Annotated in this window: 21 protein-coding genes and 1 pseudogene; 12 read left to right on the forward strand and 10 right to left on the reverse strand. The window is 67.5% G+C overall.

All coding sequences use genetic code 11. From position 1 onward, the window contains the following. The first annotated feature begins 710 nt into the window (after nucleotides 1-710). The 4 genes from IPZ69_RS19140 to IPZ69_RS19145 all read left to right on the forward strand — a co-directional run bounded on the left by IPZ69_RS19140 (nucleotide 711) and on the right by IPZ69_RS19145 (nucleotide 3,986). Nucleotides 711-1,823: a catalase family protein gene (locus IPZ69_RS19140; RefSeq protein WP_235455367.1), complete on the forward strand. Its 1,113-nt coding sequence runs from the start codon at nucleotides 711-713 to the stop codon at nucleotides 1,821-1,823. 727 nt (nucleotides 1,824-2,550) lie between these two features. Further along, the gene (locus tag IPZ69_RS46990) at nucleotides 2,551-2,679 is read left to right on the forward strand and encodes a hypothetical protein (RefSeq protein WP_268834767.1); all 129 of its coding nucleotides are present in this window, start codon (nucleotides 2,551-2,553) and stop codon (nucleotides 2,677-2,679) included. A 409-nt stretch (nucleotides 2,680-3,088) separates the two neighbouring features. Next, nucleotides 3,089-3,187, forward strand: a complete 99-nt coding sequence (locus IPZ69_RS47850) for a hypothetical protein (RefSeq protein WP_374293479.1) — start codon at nucleotides 3,089-3,091, stop codon at nucleotides 3,185-3,187. A gap of 154 nt (nucleotides 3,188-3,341) precedes the next feature. Then, nucleotides 3,342-3,986, forward strand: coding sequence for an SMI1/KNR4 family protein (locus IPZ69_RS19145; protein WP_235455368.1), 645 nt, complete (start codon nucleotides 3,342-3,344; stop codon nucleotides 3,984-3,986). A gap of 54 nt (nucleotides 3,987-4,040) precedes the next feature. Here IPZ69_RS19145 and IPZ69_RS19150 read toward each other — a convergent pair whose 3' ends face one another. The 3 genes from IPZ69_RS19150 to IPZ69_RS19160 form a co-directional block, all read right to left on the reverse strand. Further along, a complete protein-coding gene (locus IPZ69_RS19150; protein ID WP_235455369.1) occupies nucleotides 4,041-6,089 on the reverse strand; it encodes a hypothetical protein in 2,049 nt (682 codons plus the stop codon). A 564-nt stretch (nucleotides 6,090-6,653) separates the two neighbouring features. Continuing rightward, nucleotides 6,654-8,024: a hypothetical protein gene (locus IPZ69_RS19155; protein WP_235455370.1), complete on the reverse strand. Its 1,371-nt coding sequence runs from the start codon at nucleotides 8,022-8,024 to the stop codon at nucleotides 6,654-6,656. 241 nt (nucleotides 8,025-8,265) lie between these two features. After that, nucleotides 8,266-9,564, reverse strand: a complete 1,299-nt coding sequence (locus IPZ69_RS19160; RefSeq protein ID WP_235455371.1) for a hypothetical protein — start codon at nucleotides 9,562-9,564, stop codon at nucleotides 8,266-8,268. A 323-nt stretch (nucleotides 9,565-9,887) separates the two neighbouring features. Between IPZ69_RS19160 and IPZ69_RS19165 the strand changes: the two genes are divergently transcribed. The 4 genes from IPZ69_RS19165 (at nucleotide 9,888) to IPZ69_RS19180 (ending at nucleotide 11,161) form a co-directional block, all read left to right on the forward strand. Then, nucleotides 9,888-10,343, forward strand: a complete 456-nt coding sequence (locus IPZ69_RS19165; RefSeq protein ID WP_235455372.1) for a recombinase family protein — start codon at nucleotides 9,888-9,890, stop codon at nucleotides 10,341-10,343. Continuing rightward, on the forward strand, nucleotides 10,340-10,525 hold the full coding sequence (locus IPZ69_RS19170; protein WP_235455373.1) for a helix-turn-helix domain-containing protein: 186 nt from the start codon (nucleotides 10,340-10,342) through the stop codon (nucleotides 10,523-10,525). Before IPZ69_RS19165 ends, IPZ69_RS19170 begins: the two co-directional genes overlap by 4 nt. Before the next feature lie 156 nt (nucleotides 10,526-10,681). Further along, complete coding sequence (locus IPZ69_RS19175; RefSeq protein WP_235455374.1) at nucleotides 10,682-10,849, forward strand: hypothetical protein; 168 nt, start codon at nucleotides 10,682-10,684, stop codon at nucleotides 10,847-10,849. A 111-nt stretch (nucleotides 10,850-10,960) separates the two neighbouring features. Further along, on the forward strand, nucleotides 10,961-11,161 hold the full coding sequence (locus tag IPZ69_RS19180) for a hypothetical protein (protein WP_235455375.1): 201 nt from the start codon (nucleotides 10,961-10,963) through the stop codon (nucleotides 11,159-11,161). 242 nt (nucleotides 11,162-11,403) lie between these two features. Here IPZ69_RS19180 and IPZ69_RS19185 read toward each other — a convergent pair whose 3' ends face one another. The 3 genes from IPZ69_RS19185 to IPZ69_RS19195 all read right to left on the reverse strand — a co-directional run bounded on the left by IPZ69_RS19185 (nucleotide 11,404) and on the right by IPZ69_RS19195 (nucleotide 13,419). Then, entirely contained in the window at nucleotides 11,404-11,862 is a 459-nt protein-coding gene (locus tag IPZ69_RS19185) for a hypothetical protein (protein WP_235455376.1), read from the reverse strand. Nucleotides 11,863-11,905: 43 nt separating this feature from the next. Beyond that, nucleotides 11,906-12,301: a hypothetical protein gene (locus IPZ69_RS19190; RefSeq protein WP_235455377.1), complete on the reverse strand. Its 396-nt coding sequence runs from the start codon at nucleotides 12,299-12,301 to the stop codon at nucleotides 11,906-11,908. A 353-nt stretch (nucleotides 12,302-12,654) separates the two neighbouring features. After that, nucleotides 12,655-13,419, reverse strand: a complete 765-nt coding sequence (locus IPZ69_RS19195) for a hypothetical protein (protein WP_235455378.1) — start codon at nucleotides 13,417-13,419, stop codon at nucleotides 12,655-12,657. A 455-nt stretch (nucleotides 13,420-13,874) separates the two neighbouring features. Here IPZ69_RS19195 and IPZ69_RS19200 point away from each other — a divergent pair, with 455 nt between their 5' ends. After that, on the forward strand, nucleotides 13,875-14,270 hold the full coding sequence (locus IPZ69_RS19200) for a hypothetical protein (RefSeq protein WP_235455379.1): 396 nt from the start codon (nucleotides 13,875-13,877) through the stop codon (nucleotides 14,268-14,270). After that, on the forward strand, nucleotides 14,260-16,683 hold the full coding sequence (locus IPZ69_RS19205; protein ID WP_308407500.1) for a tetratricopeptide repeat protein: 2,424 nt from the start codon (nucleotides 14,260-14,262) through the stop codon (nucleotides 16,681-16,683). The genes IPZ69_RS19200 and IPZ69_RS19205 overlap by 11 nt, the downstream gene beginning before the upstream one ends. Before the next feature lie 81 nt (nucleotides 16,684-16,764). Here IPZ69_RS19205 and IPZ69_RS19210 read toward each other — a convergent pair whose 3' ends face one another. Both IPZ69_RS19210 and IPZ69_RS19215 read right to left on the reverse strand, forming a co-directional pair. Continuing rightward, nucleotides 16,765-17,223 (reverse strand): hypothetical protein, encoded by a 459-nt coding sequence (locus tag IPZ69_RS19210; RefSeq protein WP_235455380.1) that lies wholly within the window; start codon nucleotides 17,221-17,223, stop codon nucleotides 16,765-16,767. Nucleotides 17,224-17,346: 123 nt separating this feature from the next. Beyond that, complete coding sequence (locus IPZ69_RS19215; RefSeq protein WP_235455381.1) at nucleotides 17,347-17,712, reverse strand: hypothetical protein; 366 nt, start codon at nucleotides 17,710-17,712, stop codon at nucleotides 17,347-17,349. A 188-nt stretch (nucleotides 17,713-17,900) separates the two neighbouring features. Here IPZ69_RS19215 and IPZ69_RS19220 point away from each other — a divergent pair, with 188 nt between their 5' ends. Then, nucleotides 17,901-18,125 (forward strand): hypothetical protein, encoded by a 225-nt coding sequence (locus tag IPZ69_RS19220; protein WP_235455382.1) that lies wholly within the window; start codon nucleotides 17,901-17,903, stop codon nucleotides 18,123-18,125. Nucleotides 18,126-18,222: 97 nt separating this feature from the next. Here IPZ69_RS19220 and IPZ69_RS19225 read toward each other — a convergent pair whose 3' ends face one another. Next, entirely contained in the window at nucleotides 18,223-18,423 is a 201-nt protein-coding gene (locus IPZ69_RS19225; RefSeq protein WP_235455383.1) for a hypothetical protein, read from the reverse strand. A gap of 155 nt (nucleotides 18,424-18,578) precedes the next feature. After that, the gene (locus tag IPZ69_RS19230; protein WP_235455384.1) at nucleotides 18,579-19,409 is read right to left on the reverse strand and encodes a hypothetical protein; all 831 of its coding nucleotides are present in this window, start codon (nucleotides 19,407-19,409) and stop codon (nucleotides 18,579-18,581) included. A 295-nt stretch (nucleotides 19,410-19,704) separates the two neighbouring features. Here IPZ69_RS19230 and IPZ69_RS19235 point away from each other — a divergent pair. Continuing rightward, nucleotides 19,705-20,295: pseudogene (locus tag IPZ69_RS19235) on the forward strand (DNA polymerase III subunit alpha); the annotation flags it as partial. Between the last annotated feature and the right edge of the window lie 71 nt (nucleotides 20,296-20,366).

A 20,366-nucleotide genomic window follows, 5' to 3' on the forward strand; every position in this document is an offset into this window, starting at 1 on the left:
GCATTGCGCCTCCCGCGTGCACGCGAATCCCCTACCGGCATACGAACCGGGCGAGTGCGGAGCAAGGGATCATTCGATGACGCATCGTGCCAGCGGGTGCGGCCGCCCGTCCGCACCCCGGACTCGGGTTCCGCCCGAAGGGACGAAGCCGAAACGTTTCCCAAGCCGGCGGGAAGGCACTCAGCCGCGGGTGAGCGTGAAGGCTCGACCATCCAGGAAGCGGCCGCTGGAGAGGTCCCGTCGCTGGTCCGCCGCGATCGTCGACCGTCGCGGCCGCCCCTCGGCGGCGGGATGGAGCACTGCCTCGCAGATCTCGCGTCGCAGCTCTCCCCTGCTCGGGTCCGCTCGGCCTGAGGCCCGCATCAACCCCTCCGACACGGCGCTTTAGCATTCCCGCACCTGGGAGGACCTGAGCACCGAAGTTGTCCAGCCGGGCCACTTACCGTGCACGGTCACAGCCCGCTGACAGGCCGGCGGACGACGGGCCGGGTGAGGACGAGGCTGCCGAGCCGGAGCTGTGTGACTGGTGCGGCGCCGTGATCGGGAACGGCGCCGGGCTGTGTGCCCTGGTCAGGGACTCTTCCGTCGTCCATGCCCACGTTCCGACCAGATCGCGCGACGTGTGGTTCACCACAGCAAGTTAGGTTGCGCACAATTAAATTGCACACTAGCGTCTGGGGCAGGACACCACGACACAGGAAGGCGGCACCGTGAACCCCATACGCTACGAGGACTACCGCCCCACTGAACGCTCCACCTACCAACAGGAGTTGGACGAAGTTGTGAAGCAGGTGGCGCGCCGCACCCGCTCCTCCGTGGAGCGCCAGCCCGTCGGCCGCGCCATCCGTACGGCCCACGGAAAGACCTACGGCCTCCTCAAGGCCATGGTCACCGTTGGTGACAACACCGGCTTCTACCGCCAGGGCATCTTCGGCCGCCCAGCCGTGTACGACGCCGTCGTCCGCTACTCCAACGGCCTGGGTCATCACCGCCCCGACCACCAACTGGGTGCGGCGTGCGGCATGGGCATCAAACTGTTCGGCGTTCCCGGCCCTTCGCTGTTGGACGACGAACGCGACAGCGGCACCTTCGATCTCAACCTCATCAACAACGAGGTCTTCTTCGCGAACACCGCCTATGACTACATGGTCATCGAGGACCTGTTCGCCGAACTGCCCGAGGCGCTGGTGGACCCAGCCCGCCGCAAGACCTGGATGGCGGAGTTCCTGACCCGCCGGGGAACGCTCACCGATCCTGACAGCTGGCTGTGGGACGAACTGCTCGCCATGCTGTCGTTCACCACTGTCCCGCGCAGGAACCTGCTGTCGTACACCTACAACAGCATGGGCGCCTTCCGGTACGGCGACCACATCGCCAAGATCCGTACCGTGCCGACTGCCGCGTCCCTGTCTGCCCTCACACACCAGATCGTGGACGTGCGCGCGGACAACGAGGCATTCCGCCGCACCCTGGTGGCCGAAGCCGCAGAGCGAGACCACTCCTTCGAGCTCCAGGTCCAGCTCAACACTGATCTGGTCCGGATGCCGGTGGACAACACCTCCGTGAAGTGGCCCGAGGACCTGTCGCCCTGGGTGACGGTCGCCCGGGTGGATCTCCCGCGCCAGGACGTCGGCGGCAACGACAACCTGGCGGCCGCCGACACCACGTCGATCACGCCCTGGCGATCGCGCGAGGAACACCGGCCCATCGGCGAGATCCAGCGGGTGCGGCAGGAGGTGTACCGGCGCTCGTCCATCGAACGCCACCGCATGAACGGACAGGATCGGCGCGAACCGGCCGGCAGTGCGGAACTGCTGGGCTGACCTGCGCGGTTCGCCCCCCGCTGTCTGGCACGGACCCCTTCCGGGTCTGGGTCGGCCCATCCCGTCGGCTGCAGGCCTGCTGCTTCGGCGGGCTGAGCCTCGTGCGTTGCGCGGTGATGATCCGCTTGCCCCGGGAGGAACGGCACCCTACGCTCACGGGCATACCGACTGGATGGTATGCCCGTGAGGGCGGGGCACGCCGCGACGAGCATGCCGACGTGGCCGTCGGCCCGATCCACCGAAGGAGCAGCCCGAGATGGAGCAGGGTGGCGTTACGGGTGAGGTTGGCGGCGTGGAAGTCGCCGTGTGCGCACTCCCATTCCGTGACCTCGGGTGCTGGGTGGCCGGTGTACTCGGGGACGGCGCGCGCGATCCATTGCGGCCTGACCGCGGTGCGGTCGGTAGGGGTGGCCGCGATGGCCGTCAGGGACGTGCGGATGGTCTTGAACCATGCATCCGAAAGGTCGAGTTCGGCGCGGAGTACCGGGTCTGGGGAGAGCACGGGTTCGTCGATGTAGGAGGTCAGTTCGGCGCGGTAGGCGTAGCCGCCGGCGGTGAAGTCGTACAACGAGTGGAGCGTGGGCTTGCGGGCGGTCGGGAAGGCGGTCGCAGCCTTCTCGGTACCTTCCCAGAGTTTCCCGCCGGCTTTGTCGGCGGGGACGGACAGCAGACGCAGCCAGCTGGCACCGTGGTCAGGGTGGTCCGCGCGCCGGCTGAGGGTGCGGCCGTGCAGCCCCAGACGGGCAGGCCGCTGGTGGTGGCGCCGAGCGTGGCGGCCACCTGCTCGAACGCGGCCGTCATTCGCTGGGTGTCGTCGTCAGACGGGGGTGGCGAGTACATCGAGGACCGTCCGTAGCGTGTGGAACGGGATCGCGGGCGCACCGGTCACGGCGAGCGCGTCCTGCCCGTGTGCCGCCCGGCCAGTGGACAGCAGCACCTTTGCGCGCAGGTCGGCGATGTGGTGGGGGTCGGCCGGAACACCCCCGCTCCCGCGGAGAGGACCGCGCCACCTGATCGACGTACGAGCCGGATCCCGGCTCACCTCCGTTCGCGCAGAGGAAGCAGTGAGCGACCCCGGAGCGACTCAAGGGCTCACTTCCGCTCGTCCGGAGGCAGTTGCTTCAGCAACAGGGTTGGGGGCCTTTGCGGATGACCTCAGCAGAGGCTGCTTGCACGAGGTAATGAGCTGCTATGTCAGGAAGTACGCGGTCACTGGCGTACGAGGCCGCTCTGAGGGTCGAGGCTGAGGGCCGCTGGCCTACTGGCTGCGGGTCGGCTGCGCCTGGAGACTGCTGCCGCACCACCTACCGCCCCGGCAGACGGTGTGCCAGTACTGGCGGCAGTGGCAACAAGAACGATGTTGACCCCGGTGCGCGACCGGGTACGGCTCGGGCGTAATCCCACCCCCAGCGCGGGGATCGTGGACAGCCGAGCGTCCGGCCCAGCGAGCGCCGCGCGGCCTGCACGGCTACGACGGCGCCATGGGCTGTCAGCGACCCTCGCCGCTACGCTGCCGCCATGACCGAGGAGATAGCGGCACGGCAAGTCACGGACGCATGGCGGCGGATCGAGGCGTGGCTTCGTGAGCATGCGCCCATGACGCAGGCGGCCCTGGGTCCGGGCGCGAGCGCAGAGGAGATTGCAGCCGTGGAGGCGGCGTTGGGGGTCGCCGCGCCGGCGGAGCTGCGGACGCTGTGGGGACTCGTCTCGGGCGGCAACGTCAACGGCGGCGGCTTCTGGCTCGATAATCGCTCCCTGATGCGTCTGGACGACGTCATTGAGGTGTACCGGCGCAAGATGGAGTTCCAGGCGGAGACGGAGCAGGAATACGCGACACCTGGTGTCCCGGGCGAAGAGGACATCGTCGTATGGCAGCGGCCATGGATCCCCGTCTTCTCCTTCGGTGAGGAGGACACCGTTCTGGGCACATATCTCGACAGCGCGTCGGGGCTGATGTGGCACTGGTCCAAGTACGAGTACCTCTTGCCGGACGGCACCAAGCCGCAGCACTCCCTGGTGACCTACCTCGAAGAGATCGCGGACAGCTTGGAGACTCCGGCGCTCGCCATCGAGGGGACGCCTGGTCTGCTGGACGGCCGGCTCGTGTGGCTGGACAGTTCCCTGGACGAGGACGAGCAGCGTCGGTGGCGTCCGCTGGCGTGAGTGGCTGCAACGCAAAGAAGGGGCCCACGACGGGCCCCTTCTCGCGTTCACCGGCTATCCGGTCTTCTTCCAGGTGCAGGTTTTGTCTGCGCCCTGGCAGTGGGCGTAGCCGGGGAGGTTGACGAAGTATCCATCGTTGTCGAGCAGGCGCCATTTGGCGACAGGGAGTTTGCTGAACGCTTTCTCGTTCTGGGTGGAGTTGATTGCGGCCCTGCCACAGCGTTCCTTGCCCGACGGGCCGCGCGTGGCCGTACGGGTGTCGGCGAAGAGACCGAACTCGGTGTTCCCGTTGGTCATGCGGTCCGTGAAGTACTGGGCGCACTGGTCTCCGCGGGAGACCTGGTTGACCCCGTCGGGGAACCCGCCCGATTCGTGGGTGGACGCCATGGCGTATTCGTCGCAGTCGGTGGCGCCGACGGAGCTGTCCGCCGTGTGTTTCTTCCACGACGTGGGACAGACGACCTTGCGGCTGTCGTCCGTCGTCCAGGGGTCGCCGTTGGAGTTCTTCACCGTCGTGTCGGGACCCAGGTAGTGCAGCAGGGAATCCCAACGGCGTGCGCCGGCGTGGTCGGGAAGGCGTTCCTGCATCAGCCAGTAGTACGCGCCGGCGGCTGGGTACAGGTTGGTGTCGACGGTGAGGGTCGGGTGGAAGTAGGTCAGTGTGCAGCCGGGCTTGGCACCGGCAACGAGAGTGTCGCAGCGGGGGGCCAGTTCCCGCACTCGGGTGTCACCGGAGGTGCCGAAGTTGGCGGTGGCGGGGTTTCCGCCAGCTCCCACCGTGGCCGTCACGTCCCAGCCGAGGTCGATCTGCTTCTTGCCGGAACCGACCCACTTCGTCAGCGCCGTGCCCCACCTGCGGTCGTACTGCGAAGTCGTCTGAGTGACCCAGTAGGCCGAGCCGCCGGTGTCGGTCCCGTTGTCGTCCGTCCATTTCGGCGGGGTCTGGATGCACTCGTCGTCGCAGGAACTGGCCACCTTCCAGTCCATCTTCACGTCTTCGAGTTGGGGATCGATGTACGTGGGCTTGATGAGAATCTGCTGGTCGAACTCGGCGAAGTCGCTGCCGGACTCGGTCTTGGTCGGGTACGCCTTGACGCGCTGCTCAAACTCGAAATTGGCGTACCCCAGCGCGGGCTTTTCCGGGTCGGTGTCGGTGAAGATCAACTTCCCGCTCCCGATGCTCTTCAGACAGGCGTCGCTGCGGGTCATGTAGTCCGCCCCGGACTGCTTGTCCTCGCACCACGGGATCAACTCCGCCTTGGGAACAGCCGCGGCAATGCCCGGCCTGCGCGGGGTGAGGCTCTGCTTTTTTGACGGCGGGGACAGTTCGATGCACAGCCGGTGTCCCTGGGCATCCGGCGCGCCGCATGAGCGCTTCTTCGCCGGCTGCTTGGCGATCGACCCGTCGGCGCGCAGCGTCGGCAGGGCCGGGCCCGGATCGGTGCGGGTGAAGGTCTCGGGGGTCTGGGTGGTCTGGTCGATCGTGGACGACGCCTGGGGCGCGGGGAACGACATGTACGGCTCGATGCGGAACGTCGCCCACGGCGACCATTCGGTCTCGTACAGGCCGCCGTCGTAGGCATTGGTGTGGAACACGTAGGTCACGCCGGGCTTGAGCCTGCCGTAGTCGACCTGGGCCTGGGCGGGCTTACCGGAGGCGACATAGGGCGAGACGAGAACGCCGTAGGGGTTGGTGTCGGTCAGCTTGACCCGGTCCTTCGGCTTGCCGTCGGCATCCGCTGTCCAGACCTCGAAGGTGACGTCCACCTTGTCGCCGTCCGGATCGGTGGCGGTGTTTTGCAGCACCACCTCGGGTGCGATGACACGCCACGTACTGCCGGACTTCTTGAACTGCGGTCCCGCCGAGGGGTTCTTGCCCGAGGTGGGGCGGCTGTTGGCGGCAAGAGCGGCACGTTCGGGACCGGCGGCCGGCCTGCTCGATGGCGGAGCGTTGGGATCCAGGTCCGAACTCGCTGCGGCAGTGGTCGAGGTGGCGGAAGCGGTACCGGCCGCAGCGAACGGCACGACCGCCAGCAGAACCGCGCCGAGAGCGGCGCGGGAGGAGAAGCGGCGGCCCGTCAGCCACCGTCTGGCTTTTCGCACGAAAACTCGTGTCCTTCCCCGTAGAGTCTTCAAACACTTGTGCGAATACGCGTACAAGCACAGGACTGTACGAGGAGCGTGACGGGGACCTAAAGACGCTTTACAGCCATCTCACAGGCGCCCAACAGAAATCAGCCACGCAGTAGTACCCCAGTCAGCATTCGAATCCTGAGCTGGCAGTTCTCGTTGACACGTCCTGGTGGGGATGGCTGAAGCCGACTGCTGGCCTCCGGAGTTGGAGTCGTTGATCGCGCACGTGGCAGGCCGGTTCGGTGGATCGGATCTGCGGTGACGCATGTTGCATGCCGTTGTGGGGTTAGGCGTGGAGGTCGTTGCCGCGGGAGGCATCTCGTCCATGGACTGGAGCCGTTACAGCCTGGGCCGATTTCGATATCTGCTTCTTGAACACCGCGGCAGTGATCCGCTGCAATCCCTGGTCGCTGGCGCCCGCCAACTCCCTTGTCATGACTGCCTGTTCATCCATCGTGCCACCTCGCGGCCTTCAGTAGTCCCGTCCCGGTCCGCACGCCTTCGCGGACTGTGATGGTGCCCAGGCAGCAACCGCTACTCGGCCGGAGTGTTCTCCGGGTGGCGTACGAGTCTGCGGATCTCCTTCTCCACCTCGTACCGGTTGAGGCGCTTGGTCCGGGCGTACTGGGTAATCGCGGACTGCGCGGCGTGTGCTGCTTCGAACCACACGCTCCGCTGCTGCCTGCGCTCTTCGTTGTCGGCCAGTTGCTGCAGCTTGACGTGCTCCGTGTCCGCGGCCTGCTGCAGCACGATCAGCGTGTCAGGCAGCCCCGTCTGGATGGCTGGGCCAGGCCGAGGCACGAGATCTGTTTCAGCGCTCGATGATGTGGCCGTACCACTGATTGCTTCGGTGGCAGGCGAGCGAGGTTGGGCGGGCAGCGGAGAGTGGAGCGTCGCAGGGCTTGGGGCCGCCGGCGGTGTGAGCAGCGGGGATGTGGTGGCGATTAGACCGGGGCGGCAGGTAGGCCGGTTTCGGCTGGCGCTGGCGGGAGCAGGTGCGTCGATCGCAGGCTCAGGGAGCTGGGTGTCGTCGCTGAGCAGGTCGTGGTAGCGGTCCTGATCGGTGTCGGTGACCCAGAAGCGGTGGAGCTTGGTGGGCGTGCGGAACTGGATGGGCACGATCGTGCCAGCGGCTGTTCGCCGGACCAGGACGTCGAACAGAACGTCCTTGGGAACAGGCGTGGCGTGTGCTTTGCCGCATCGGCGTACGCCATTGGGGCAGGGGTGCACGGCGTGGACGTCGCAGTGCCAGAAGTCCAGTTTGCGGAAGCCGGAGACGACGCGCAGGTCGCCGCTTCTGGCAATGACGTAGGCGGGGAGGTTGTCGCTGCGGGTCCAATGAGTGTCGTGGCGTTGGGCGTAGTCGGAGCGGTCGGTGTGCCAGGCCGGGGTGATGCCGTTCTTCTCTGCCTTGGCGGCGCGGGCGCGGACACCGCACAGACCGTCGGAGCCGATGGTGGACAGCTGGACTTCCCAGCCGATGCGACGGCCGTCGCTACCTTCGACGAGGGTGTCGGTCTGGATCCAGCTCCGGCCGGCTCGGGTGCGTACCTCGCTGTCGCCGTGGAAGCCGCCCTCCTCCGCCGCACGCAGGATCCGCTCCTGGTACGCCTTGTGCTCATCGCTCATGGGCACGACATGACGGGCTTCGTCCTCGCTGCGCTCGTGAACGGCTTCCCGCCGGCCATTACGCACACGAAGATGCATCCAGGCCTCGACACCCTGCTCCCGGCAGACGCCCCCGCACTGCAGCTCCCGCTCGTGCACGGGAGTGCGGAGCCGCCCGTGGTACCGGTCTATCCGGTAGATCGTCTCCCACAAGTCAGGAAACTCCGGGTGGTCAAGGTCGTCCTTGTTCAGGTCGATAAGAATCCGGAGCTTCGTGTGCCAGACGATATTGGCCACCCACTACCACCCTTTCTCGACAACTCCCGTCAATTTCACGGTAGGACGCGGCACTGACAACAAGTCAGGACATCGGCTCCCGCCGCAGTTGCGCCACCCCCGCTGCGCGCAGAGTCCGGCAGCATCGGGCCTGTTGCAGGCCGCATTCGCATGCGGGGTCTTCGGCCCCGGGTATGCGGCGACATACAGGTCTTCGCAGCTTGGAACGACCAGACTCCACCGGTGGGACCTGAGTGTCAGATCAGCGGGAGTCAGGCGGGAGCGCACGGTCAAGGAAGTCGAGCCGGGCCTGACGAGGTAGCTGACTGTCCAGCCCAAGAGCGGTGCGGATGGACTGAGCGCTCACGTCGCGCGGGATGTCCAGCCGCCGCTCCGCATCTCCGATGATCTCGCCGATGACGTCGTGGGCAGCAAGTGGGTGGTGCCGGATGAGCCAGTCGAGCATCTTCGCCACCGGCGTCACGATGCCGTAGAAGATCGCCGGGTCGCTGTCGCCAAGGGACTCGTCGAGTTCCTTGCCGGCAGCGAACTCGTCAAGGATGGCATGCCGGATGGTGACGGCCAGGTCATGCGGGTCGATGATGCTGCCCGTGTTGTCGGCCACGCTCCAGGCCAGTTCATCTGCGACCTCGTGAACAGCGCTCTCGGTACGGAAACGCAGAGCCCAGCGCTTGCGCCAGTCCGGCCGCTCCCACAGAACGCCGAAGAACCGGCGGGCCAACCGCTGACGCAGCTCAGACAGGCCGACGGGGAGGTTGTCGTCGCTGGAGTTGAGTTTTGCAGCCGCGCTCTGAGGTGAGCGGTCACGTTCTTCCGCCCAGTCCTCGGCCACCGGGCGAGCCCAGAGGTTACGGCCGTTGATCGTGGCCTGAGGCGGGGGTACATCGCGCTGGTTCCGAGCGATGTAGGCGCGGAGCGTGGAGGCCGCGATGTTGCCAATCTGCGCCATCTCAGGCACTCCGATGAGCTGGTCGGCGGCGAGTTCCGGTGCGGACAGACGCACTACGCACGCTGACAGCGGCCGCGCGTCGCGAGGCCGGCGGGAGGCCCACATGGCGAGGTGGTCGTTCCAGGTGTCTGGAGGCGGCGCGTCCAGGTCGAAGTTGGCGACCTTCAGAAGACGACCGCCGTCGGGGTGGGCATTGTCGTCGAGCAGGTCGGCGGCTGTGATGGTGATCGCCGCTTTGACGGGCCGGTGGTCGTATCGCTCACTGGGGGCGTCCCAGACCTGGTCGGGCCGGTGCCAGTTGGTTCCGTCCCACCAGTAGCCGCCCTGCCGGAACAGGAGTTGGGTTCCCCACCAGCTGCTGTGCCAGGGCGAGGCGTCATTGTCTCGCACCAGCAGAACAGTGCGGCCGTGCTCGGAGTGGTGGCGGACGACCCAGGCCAGGTCCTGACGGATCGGGTCGGTCGTGAAGGCGAGCCAGGAGTCGTCCACGCTGCGCTCCCGGTCCCAACGGCCCCAGGTGCCGCCCTCTTCGTGACGTCCGATGGCTTCGATTGCGGCGGGGTCGTCGACCGGGATGTGCTCGTCGTCCACGAAGGGCAGGCCGGGGACGGGGTGGTCGGTGCGCAGGCCGTTGGCAACGGGTTGAAGGCGATGCATCTGTGCTGTACTCCTCACACTCCAAGTGCTGTAGATATCTACAGCGTATGCGATTCCCTGGGTACAGCGCAGTGAAACCCGCTTCCGCAAGGGGAAGTTGGCACGTCTTCGCCTGCAGCCCACGTCACCGGCGTGCTGGTCATCGCAAAGCCGCCGCCCACGCCGGCGCCTTCCCGCCCGGCATGCCACCAGGGCCCGGGTCTGCGCCGCCAGGCGATCCGCACACTGACGGCTGCTACGACTGGGAAGACTGTGGAGTGAACGCAAGCGGCGGCATCCGTGGACACGCGCCCGTACCCGACCCGGGCCCCCGAGGAGTTGGCAGGGAAGGCCGGCAGATTGCGGCACTGACGGCGGCCGGCTGCGTTCGGGTCTTCACCGACAAGAAGTCAGGCAAGAACGCCGAGCGCGAGGAACTGTGGAAGTGCCTGGACTACCTACGGCCCGGCGACACCCTGGTGGTGCCCTCCCTCGACCACCCGGGCCGCTCGATCCAAGACCTGATTGCCATCGTCTCCGGCCTCCGCAAGCGCGGTATCGGCTTCCAGCCGCTGCACGAGGCCCTCGACACCACGACCCCGGGCGGGCGCCTGGTGTTCCACGTGTTCGCCGCGCTCACGGAGTTCATCCGGGAACTGATCGTGCAGGGCACGCACGAGGGTCTTGCGGCGGCTCGCGCCCGGGCGAGCAGATCGGGCGGCCGCCGGCCATGAACGCGGAGCAGGTCCGGCACGCCCGCGCCCTTCTCGCACAGCCGGAGAACACCATCACCTCGATCGCGAAGTTACTCGGGGTCTCCCGTACGACTCTGTACAAGTCCGTGCCGGAACTGGCCGCGGGGCGGGACTCCCTCGTCTCTGGGGACGCCCCGGCCATGAACGCGCCCCGGCCCTGATGGGGGCAAAAGATTCTCGCGAAGACTTGCGCAACCGTGTGACCTGCTAAAACGGCGGATTTTCGCGAGAGTTGCGTAGCTAGCCCCCTCGTCCCTCAACCTCTCTCCACGGCTCCGGCGCCACATTCATCCCACTGCGATCCTTGGAGAGAACGCATGTCCCTCAGTTCCGGCGACGCGGCCCTGATGCTGGTCGTGCTCCTGCTCGGTGCCGCTGCGGCGTACATCACGCACCGCCACCCCACAGCCACCCAGCCACTGCTGGTTGCTCTCGGCGTCTTGACCTTGGCGGCCGCCGTTGCGGGTGCAGTCACCGGCTCCTGATGCCCCTGGGCCCGGGGAGGACCCCCGGGCCCAGGGACCGGTAGCAGGTACGGGGCCATATTGGTCTGTTTTCTGTGGCACCCAGGCCGCGTGCTGGGGCAGCATCTCCGTATGGTCAACTACGTGCCCTCCCCTGACGAGGTGGCCGCCGCGCGGACCCCCAACGGCGGCTGGTCGAAGAAGCAGCTTGCGGAATGGGGTGTCCCCTGGCCTCCGCCGACGGGCTGGCGCAAGCACCTAGAGGCGAAGTGGAGCGGTGAGGACGTCGGTCCGTTGCCTCGTGAGGAGCCGGGCCAGGACGCCCTGTTCTGACGGATTACGGCTATCACGGAACGTGCAGACGCACGATCCGACGCCAATGTTCCTCAACCCCCAGGACCGAATCGGCCCTCGACGCAGCGACAGCCCCCTAGCTCAGGTGCAGAACATGACCAGCACCACACCGGCTATCTCATGCGGCGTTCACCCTTTTCGGCGGGTGGGGAACGTCTCGTTCCACGGACGCCCCTGTCCTCCAACTCCGGGAGGCGGGGGCGGGCGTCGTCGTACCTCGCTCACGTCTGGCACTGCTTCGTCGCGGCTCCGCTCCAGTTGCTCCACGCCCCGCCGGCCGGCCTCACATGCACCCGGATTTCGGCGGTGGCGTTGACGGGGCCGCAGACGCGGTCGGTGTTGCCGATCTCAAACGGGCCGATCGTGGACCTGCGCTGGACGATCGTGCGGCCGTTGCCGAGCTTGACCCAGTGGCCGCCTTCGCGGATCCGGAAATACGCTTCGTAGTCGACGTAGGAGGCGTGGGCGCGGGAGTTGGTGATGACGGCGTGGGCGGTGATGTTCCGCATGAAGACGTGGCCGTCCTTCCACCGTTCGGCGGAGATACAGCCCTGTGCGCCGATGTTCTGGGTCGAGACGGCGCCTCCGCAGGCAATGGCGGTGGCGTGGGCGTCTGCCGGCAGTGCCAGCGCGGTCAGCAGGGCTGCTCCTGCTGTGGCGGCGAGTTGTTTCAGTTTCATGGGTTCCTCTCGGTTCGGGGTGTGCCGAAGACCAGACTGTCAGTCAGACCATGCGCCGGTACTCGTTCCATGCCTTTGCAGCGGTCAGCATCCCGGTCATCCACGGTTCCGGATCGTCAGCGGTGATCTCCTCCCGGACGCTGACGGTGGCCACCGTGAGTGTGTCCAGGCCCTCCTTCGTCGCCGTGGCCCACGCGGGCACCTGGGAGGCCCATCGCTCCGCCTTACGGGGCGTGTGACCCTCCCTGATGAGCCACACCGCCCATAGGGCAGGGTCGATCCATCCCGCGCCGTACGACGTCCACGCCCAGCCGACCAGTACCTCCCGGTCCTGGGCGATCAGGACGTTGGTGGGAAAGCAATCCGTGTACAGCAGCATTTCCCCGGCGAAAAGCTCCGGCGTGGGACTGTGGTTCTTCATCCGGTCCGGAGATCCCACCCGGCCTCCTGGACATGCCACAGCAGGGCCGGGGCGACGTCGCGTACGGAGGGAGCCACGTCGGCTTCCCGCTGCTGCGTCCACGCCCGTTTGTGTTCCTGTCGCAGCCCCTTGACGAAGACCGTGCCGCCGGGGGGTATGGACGCGGACGGCGATCTCGCTGTTGAGGCCGCCGGAGACGTTTTCCGCCTTCAAAACGCGGCCGGCCCGCAGCTCGGTCTCGCGTCACTCAACGTGAGACCGAGTTCTCGGCGACAAGAAATACGCGACACCTCAACATGCGAGCCCACCAGTCCCAAGGCCGGCATTGGACCCGTTGGCCCTAACACCCCTTAACCGGCGGTACCGGGTAGTCATGGCTGGCTCGAACTCTGTCCTCCGCCGAGCTTGCCGAAGCACTGGTCTGGGGGCTGCCAGTTCGGATCGTTCTTCGGCGGCACGCACGGCCCAGGAGGCGGCTCCTCCGGCTCACTGCCCCGTTGATACATCTTTGACTTGTCGGGCGTACAGCCGTTCGCCAGCTGGCAGGCCAGCTCGGGAATGGAGTTCCTCAGGTCCGGGAGGTCAGTGGCCGTTGCAGGACCCGGAGCATTCTTGATCGTGTTCAAAATGTCGGGCGGCTCCATGCCGTGGGTTTCCGGCGGCGCGTTCCTCTGCCCCTGGTGGGACTGCTGATTGCCGCCCACCGTGCCGCAGCCGTACGGCGTATCGCACGAGTTGCCCGCGTCGGCGCCGGACCGGGGAGGCGCCCCGAAGGTCTGTGTGTCCGCGGTACGGCCGGAGGTTGCTGTGCCGGTGTGGGCTAGGCGGGCGTTGTTGTTGCTGCTGTCATTGGTGGTCGACGACGCAGCGCCATCCGACGAACTGGTCGTCGTTGTCGTCTCCCCGCTGCTGTTGACCGAGGACGCCCCCTCGTCGGCAGTGGACTGCTCCTGATCATTGCTCGCCTGGATGTCGTTCTCCTGGTCGGCGCCCCCCTGATCATTGCTTTCTTGATCGCCAGCCCCTTGATCGTCACCACCTGAGGTGTCCGAATCATCGGCGGGCACGGCAGAGGATGCCTCTGGAAACTGGACGGTTGCCGTGGCGGTAGCGGCTCCGGCAGGAACGAGGAACACGGCGGCGCAGCAGGATGCGTAGAGAAGCCCGAGGCCCCTCCGCCGAGTAGGGGTGAGCATGGTGATTCCCAATGTGTGTGTGATGAATGCGATGCGTTGCGGGCTCTGACGGCCCAGTCGTTCGCATGGCGGATGCATGGCGCCGATCCTTATGCGGCCCATCCTTCTCCCCTGGGCAGCATTCCGCAGCTCAGCCACCTCACGAGCAGAGCAGTCCTGATCAGCTTCTGCCCTGGCAGTCACTCGCGGGCTCCGTCAGGGCACGCTCCACCGGCCAGCCGCAGTGCAGCCGCCCAGCGTGTAGGGGTGCCGGTAACGGGTCTGGCATGAGCCGTAACTCGCCGTGAAGGGCGTCTGGTTAGGGGTACGGTCATCGTGTCGTCTTCGGCCGATTTGGGGGGGGTGCTGTGGTCCCGGGGGCAGAGATCGCGGCGGGGTATGTGTTCGCTTGGCTGGTGCGCAAGGCTCGCCGGGCGGCGGGGCGTGTGGACGCGCAGGTCGACCAGGCGGTTGATGCGGGGATGGACCGGCTGCACGAGCTGGTCAGTTCCCGGCTGGGGTCGGATCCGGCGCTGGAGCGGGCGGAGGAGGAGGCCGGGCAGGGCGGCGAGTTGTCGGAGCGTACCCGGCGGCGGCTGACGGATTCCCTGGAGGATGTCGCTGAGCGGGACGGGGAGTTCGCCGCGGCGTTGGAGCGGCTCGTGGAGCAGCTGCAGGCATTGCGCCCCCTCGCGGACGGTGCCGCAGCGGGCGGGGACCGCGTCGTTTTCTCCGACGGCACGTTCCACGGCCCGGTCCTGGGCAAAGGCACCCAGCACAACCACTACGGTGAGGCGCCGGGTGACCGATGACGTCCCGCAGCCCGGGAAGAGCGCCGGTGTCGGGGACCACGTCGTTTTCTCCGACGGCACGTTCCACGGCCCGGTCCTGGGCAAAGGCACCCAGCACAACCACTACGGAGCGTCCCGGCCGCCAGCCGAGTGGCCGCATCAAGTGGGAGTGATCCCGCCGCGGGCGTGCTCCTTCCAGGACCGGGCGGAAACCGTCCGGCTGCGTGGGGCGCTGACGGGTGGACAGGCCGCGGTCCTGGTCGGGCAGAACACCGTCCGGGGGCAGGTGCTGTCCGGGATGGGCGGGGTGGGCAAGACCCAGCTCGCCGCCGACTACGCCCGCACCGCCTGGAAGGACGGCCACCTGGACGTCCTGGTCTGGGTCACCGCCAGCGCCCGCTCGCCCGTGGTGGACGGCTACGCCCAGGCCGGTGTCGAACTGTGCCGGGCGGACCCCGACGAGCCCGAGCAGGCCGCGCGGACGTTTCTGGCCTGGCTCACCCCCAAGGCCGGGCAGAAGCCGTGCCGGTGGCTGGTCGTCCTGGACGACGTCGCCGACCCCGACGACCTGGTCGTCAACCCGAACGATCCCGACAACCGGTACAACCTGTGGCCGCCCGCCAGCCCGTACGGCCGGACGCTGGTCACCACCCGCCGCCGGGATGCCGCCCTGACCGGGGAAGGCCGCCGCATGGTCGAGGTCGGACTGTTCACCGAGACCGAAGCCTCCGCCTACCTCACCAGGTCCCTGGCCGACCGCGGCCGAGAAGAGCCCGCCGGCCAGCTCACGGCCCTCGCCGCCGATCTCGGATACCTGCCCCTAGCCCTGGCCCAGGCAGCCGCCTACCTCGTCGACTCCGGCCAGATCGCGGCCGCCTACCGCGCCCTGCTGGCCGACCGCACCGCCACCCTTGCCGATGCCGCCCCCGACCGTCTCCCCGACGACCAGACCATCCCCCTGGCCGCCGCCTGGTCCCTGTCCCTCGACCGCGCCGACATTCTCCGTCCCGCCGGTCTGGCCCGCCCCATGCTCCAGCTGGCTGCCCTGCTCGATGCCAACGGCATCCCGGAAGCCGTGCTGACCAGCCCGCCCGCCCTGGCACACCTCGCACATCACCGCCCCCCAACCTTGCCTGGAGCTGCCCGGCGACCGGGATGGTGGCCAGGCAAGCGTCAGCACCCGCTGGCACAGGCCACCTCCAAGGAGGCGACTGACGCCCTGCGGGCCCTGCACCGCCTCAGCCTCATCAATCACACCCCAACCGCGCCCCACCAGACGGTCCGCGTCCACCAGCTCATCCAGCGCGCCACCCGCGACACCCTCACCCCTGACCAGCTCAACCAGCTCGCTCGCACCGCCGCCGACGCCCTCATATCTGCCTGGCCCGACATCGAATGCGACACCGCCCTCGCCCAGGCCCTGCGCGCCAACACCTACGCTCTCACCAACTGCGCCCAGGACGCCCTGTACACCCCCGATATACATGAAGTGCTGTACCGCACCGGCTACAGCCTCGGCGAGAGCGGCCAGGTCAACGCCGCCATCAGTCACTTCCAACACATGCTGGACACCGCCGCCACTCACCACAGCCCAGACCACCCCGACACCCTCGCCACCCGGCGCAGCCTCGCCTTCTGGCGGGGGGTGGCGGGGGGTGCGGCCGGCGCCGCCGCCGCATTGGCGGAGCTGCTGACCCACACGCTGCGGGTGCGGGGCAAGGACCACCCCGACACCCTCGCCACCCGGCACGACCTCGCCTTCTGTCGAGGAAGGGCCGGGGATGCGGCCGGCGCCGCCGCCGCATTGGCGGAGCTGCTGACCCACACGCTGCGGGTGCGGGGCAAGGACCACCCCGACACCCTCACCATCCGGCACGACCTTGCCTGGTGGCGGGGGCAGGCGGGGGATGCGGCCGGCGCCGCCACCGCATTGGCGGAGCTGCTGCCCCACACGGTGCGGGTGCTCGGCAAAGACCACCCCGACACCCTCACCACCCGGCTCAGCCTCGCCTACTGTCGGGGGCAGGCGGGGGATGCGGCCGGCGCCGCCACCGCGTTCGCGGAGCTGCTGCCCCACACGGTGCGGGTGCTCGGCAAAGACCACCCCGACACCCTCACCACCCGGCGTAGCCTCGCTCAGTGGCGTGGGGAAGCGGGGGATGCGTCCGGTGCCGCCGCCGCGTTGGCGGAGCTGCTGCCCCACATCGTGCGGGTGCTCGGCAAGGACCACCCCCACACCCTCGCCACCCGCGGTGACCTCGCCCGGTGGCGTGGGGAAGCGGGGGATGCGTCCGGTGCCGCCGCCGCGTTGGCGGAGCTGCTGCCCCACATGGTGCGGGTGCTCGGCAAGGACCACCCCGACACCGTCACCACCCGGCACAACCTCGCCGACTGGCGGGGGCGGGCGGGGGATGCGTCCGGCCCCGCCGGATAGCGATCCCTCACAGAACACCGAGATCGACTCACCGATTGCGGCTCATAGCAAAGCCGTTACCTGCACCCGCAGTACGCAAGGTCAGCGTCGGCGGCTGGCCCGTCGGCGGCCGGCCCTTGTCAGGTCGCGGGCCCGGCTCTCCAGATCATCAGCGAGACTCTGATCAGCAAGTGGCGGAAGGCCGTCCTCGGTGCTGCAGCAGGGCGGCTTCGTTCGCTCGCCCTGCGGCGGACGCTCCAGGCCTGCCAGCTCGTAGAGGAGCGTGTACACGTCGTTGTGCGGATCGTCATCGCCGTGGGGTCCGACGATGACGATGGTCGCTTCGTCCTCAGCCGTGAAGGCCACGACCACTCGCAGGGCGCGGACCAGGTGTTTTACACACAGGCGCTCGACTATGTCCCCGGTGAGCCTGTATCCGAGGGCTCTGCAGCCTTGGCTTCTCAGCTCGCTCGGGAACTGGTCGTATGCGGCTCGGTGCGCTCGCCGCAGGTCTGTGACCTGCTGCTTTGCGAGTGGCGTGACATGGACCGTGACAGGCACTGACGCAGCCTAGTGGGCTTGCGCTGCCTCTTCCTCATCTTTGGTCAACGCTGGTTCGACCTGCCCCTTGCGTAGTTGTTGGAGGCTGGTCTTCAGGTCTTCTCGGTCGAGTAGAGCCGCGTCTTACAGGCGGTTCCAGACGGCGTTGATGAGGTCCCTGTTGCGGCCCGCAGCCCGCAGGTCCTTCACCAGGTGGAACACGCGGTGGAGCTGTATCGGGTCCAATCGTTGGGGGTGCTCGCTCACCAGGGACAGCACGCCCTCGGCAACCCACGTCCTGACGGTACGGTCGCTCATGGCTAGCAAGGACGCCGCGATCTTCAGGCGGACTGGCTCGGCGGTGCAGAGTGCGGCCTCGGCGACGCTACGAAGCTCCGATGCTTCGTCCGGCTTCTGGCGCTCGATCCGTTCCGCTACGGCCTCCACTCGCTCTACGCGCTCAAAGAGCGCTCTGACCTGCTCTTCTTCTCGCTCCAGTGTTTGCGTCATGGCTACCTCCCCCTGTTCCTTACTTCAAAATATCCGAGGTTATTTAGAAGTTGCAATGGGAGTAGCAACCCGTGACGTAAAGACGCTGCCTCCCCTCGGGCCGCTGTCCCATGCAAACAGGGTGGGCGCCATGACGAGGCGCGCTTGCGCAGGGGCCTACTGCCAGTGAGCTGCGGCATTTCCCGTCCGTGAGAAACGAGATGGGCGTCTCCCGTTCGCGGCCGGACCTGGGTCCACAGATGGCGAAGGTCCTCGACGTGCCGGTGGAGTTCTTCATCGCCGGCAGGCCGAGCCAGCGTCTCGACTCCTCGGTGGCCCACTTCCGCAACCTGCGCAGCACGCCGAAGGCTCAGCGCGAGCGGGCCCTGGCGTTCGCCGAGCATTTGAAGATCGGTTGGTCCTGTTACCTCTAACGGGGCCAACCGAGTCGGTTCCAGGTGGGCGGCGACGGCGTGCCGAGCACGGCAAGCTGGGGTTCGCGGACCGCCTCCGCCGTGCACCGCCCGCCTCTCAGAAGAGCCCGAGCTTCTCCTCGATGAAGTAGATGAAGGTCGAGACCGTGATGAAGCCACCGCCGGAAGAGGCGGCGGCACCGAGCGGTGCGGCACCCAGGTGTCGTACCACTAGGTAGCAGATCAGCGCGCCTGCAAGGCCGCCGAGCACGCCGACGACGATGGACAGGGCCCGGATCGTGGCCTTGAGACGGTCCACGTCCCCGTGCGATGGCGGGCGAGGATGGAACTGGGTATGAGCGCCTATGGTGGGCACAGGGCCCCCTCCAATCTGCCGGTCAGACCGGCGGGTGTGACCGCACCGCCCCTTTGGGCGCCAACCTGCGAGGGGCGGTGCGGTTGTTTCCCCGAGCCCTACTGCTCGGACGACTCCTGGGTGGCGGGCGTGAGCCCACGGTGGTGGAACGGCTCCTTGAGGGAGTACAGCGGCCGGAAGGCCCGTCCGGTGGGGACAGCAAGGGTCTCGTAGGCCTCCACGCCGGCGTGTTCGAGGACCTGGTGGTGGAGCAAGTCGTTGATGCCGTTGGCGACGGTCCTCTCGGCGAGGCCGTACCATTCGCTGATCTTGGCCTGGGTGAGCGGGAACTTCGGCTTCCGCTGCACGAGGGCGATCAGGTACATGGCTTTTCCCGGAAGACACAGGGCCGTGTGGAGGTCGTGCTCCCAGTACTCGAAGGGGAGCTGGAAGTACGGCTCGTCGGTGATCGGCGGCTCGTAGGGCGAGTCCGAACCGTCCTCGAGGAGTTTGGTGACGGTGGTCCGTCGCTTCGTACCCCGGGAGGTTGAGATGACGTGCAGGCCCTTGAGCGCCTTCCATCCCCGGGAGACCGCAGACGCTCCGGTCTTCTCGTCGAAGACACCGAGGGTCCGGGCCCAGGTCGCGGACCAGTCGGTCACCGAGTAGTCGCCGCCGCTGGTGACGGCGGCCACCAGCAGGTAGAGGTCGAGAGCGCGTTCCTGTTTGTTGGAGACGAGGGAACGCAGTGCGCCGGGGGCCGTCTGCGGGGCCCTTCCGGTCTGGACGAAGGCCCTCCTGATCGGCGCAGTCCGGTTCGCGCGCTTCGAGCGCTCCAGGAGCAGTTCGATCGTGCGCTCCTGCGTCATGAGGGCCGGTATCGCATCGTCCTCGTGCGCGGCATCAGCCTCCCGCTCGGGGCGAGTTGCCTCGTTCTGAGTCACCGTCATGACATCCATCATCGCATGAAGATGCCGGGACTCCAGACTTGATTTCTGCAGTCAGCTACGCTGACTTGACGGTTTGTAGTGTGCAGTAAGAGGGCCAAGTGAGATAGCTATGTGAGACTCCGGTATAGGACGAACATTCAGATTACCCGTAGCGCGGTTTGACGAACCGGAAGGGGCGAGACGTCGACCGAGTCGCGCTTGCTCCGCAGATGAAGATTTTTGAGTCGCCCGGCACACCGAAACGCCCGAGCACCGCCCTGAAGCTGGATGGGCGAGGCCATCGAGATCGAGCGGCCGGGTCCGCGACGGCCTGCTGGAGATCGGCAAGAAGCTCGCATCCCCCCACTGGTCACCAACGACTCCCATCCACGACGCCCTGCTGTGCATCCAGACCGGCAAGAACCTCTCCGACCCGGACCGCTTCAAGTTCGACGGCACCGGCTACTACCTGAAGTCCACGGACGAGATGTACGCCATCGACTCCTCGGACGCCTGGCAGGAGGGCTGCGCCAACACCCTCCTCGTGGCCGAGATGGTCGACACCACCGGCATGTTCGAGAAGCGCGACCTCATGCCCAAGTTCGACATCCCCGAGGGCTACACCGAGGTCACCTGGTTCGAGGAGGAGGTCCGCCGGGGCACGGAGCGCCGCTTCCCCGGCGGCATCCCCGACGACCGCCAGAAGCAGGCCGAGTACGAGATGGACGTCATCATCTCGATGGGCTTCCCCGGCTACTTCCTCGTGGTCGCCGACTTCATCATGTGGGCCAAGAACAATGGCATCGCCGTCGGCCCCGGCCGAGGCTCCGCGGCCGGCTCGATCGTCGCCTACGCCATGGGCATCACCGACCTCGACCCGATCCCGCACGGCCTGATCTTCGAGCGGCGGCAGTGGCGGCTGGGCGGGTGGACGTACTGGGTGGGTATCCCGCTGTGGGCCGCCGATGGGACGACCGA

It is taken from the genome of Streptomyces olivochromogenes (genome assembly GCF_021538895.1).
Taxonomy (GTDB): Bacteria; Actinomycetota; Actinomycetes; order Streptomycetales; family Streptomycetaceae; genus Streptomyces; species Streptomyces olivochromogenes_A.

Bases quoted from the DNA above. Each gene is read 5' to 3' on its own strand.
- IPZ69_RS19145 (WP_235455368.1), top strand. From the start codon at position 3,342: ATGACCGAGGAGATAGCGGCACGGCAAGTCACGGACGCATGGCGGCGG.
- IPZ69_RS19170 (WP_235455373.1), top strand. From the start codon at position 10,340: ATGAACGCGGAGCAGGTCCGGCACGCCCGCGCCCTTCTCGCACAGCCG.
- IPZ69_RS19175 (WP_235455374.1), top strand. From the start codon at position 10,682: ATGTCCCTCAGTTCCGGCGACGCGGCCCTGATGCTGGTCGTGCTCCTG.
- IPZ69_RS19180 (WP_235455375.1), top strand. From the start codon at position 10,961: ATGGTCAACTACGTGCCCTCCCCTGACGAGGTGGCCGCCGCGCGGACC.
- IPZ69_RS19185 (WP_235455376.1), bottom strand. From the start codon at position 11,862: ATGAAACTGAAACAACTCGCCGCCACAGCAGGAGCAGCCCTGCTGACC.
- IPZ69_RS19215 (WP_235455381.1), bottom strand. From the start codon at position 17,712: ATGACGCAAACACTGGAGCGAGAAGAAGAGCAGGTCAGAGCGCTCTTT.
- IPZ69_RS19230 (WP_235455384.1), bottom strand. From the start codon at position 19,409: ATGACGGTGACTCAGAACGAGGCAACTCGCCCCGAGCGGGAGGCTGAT.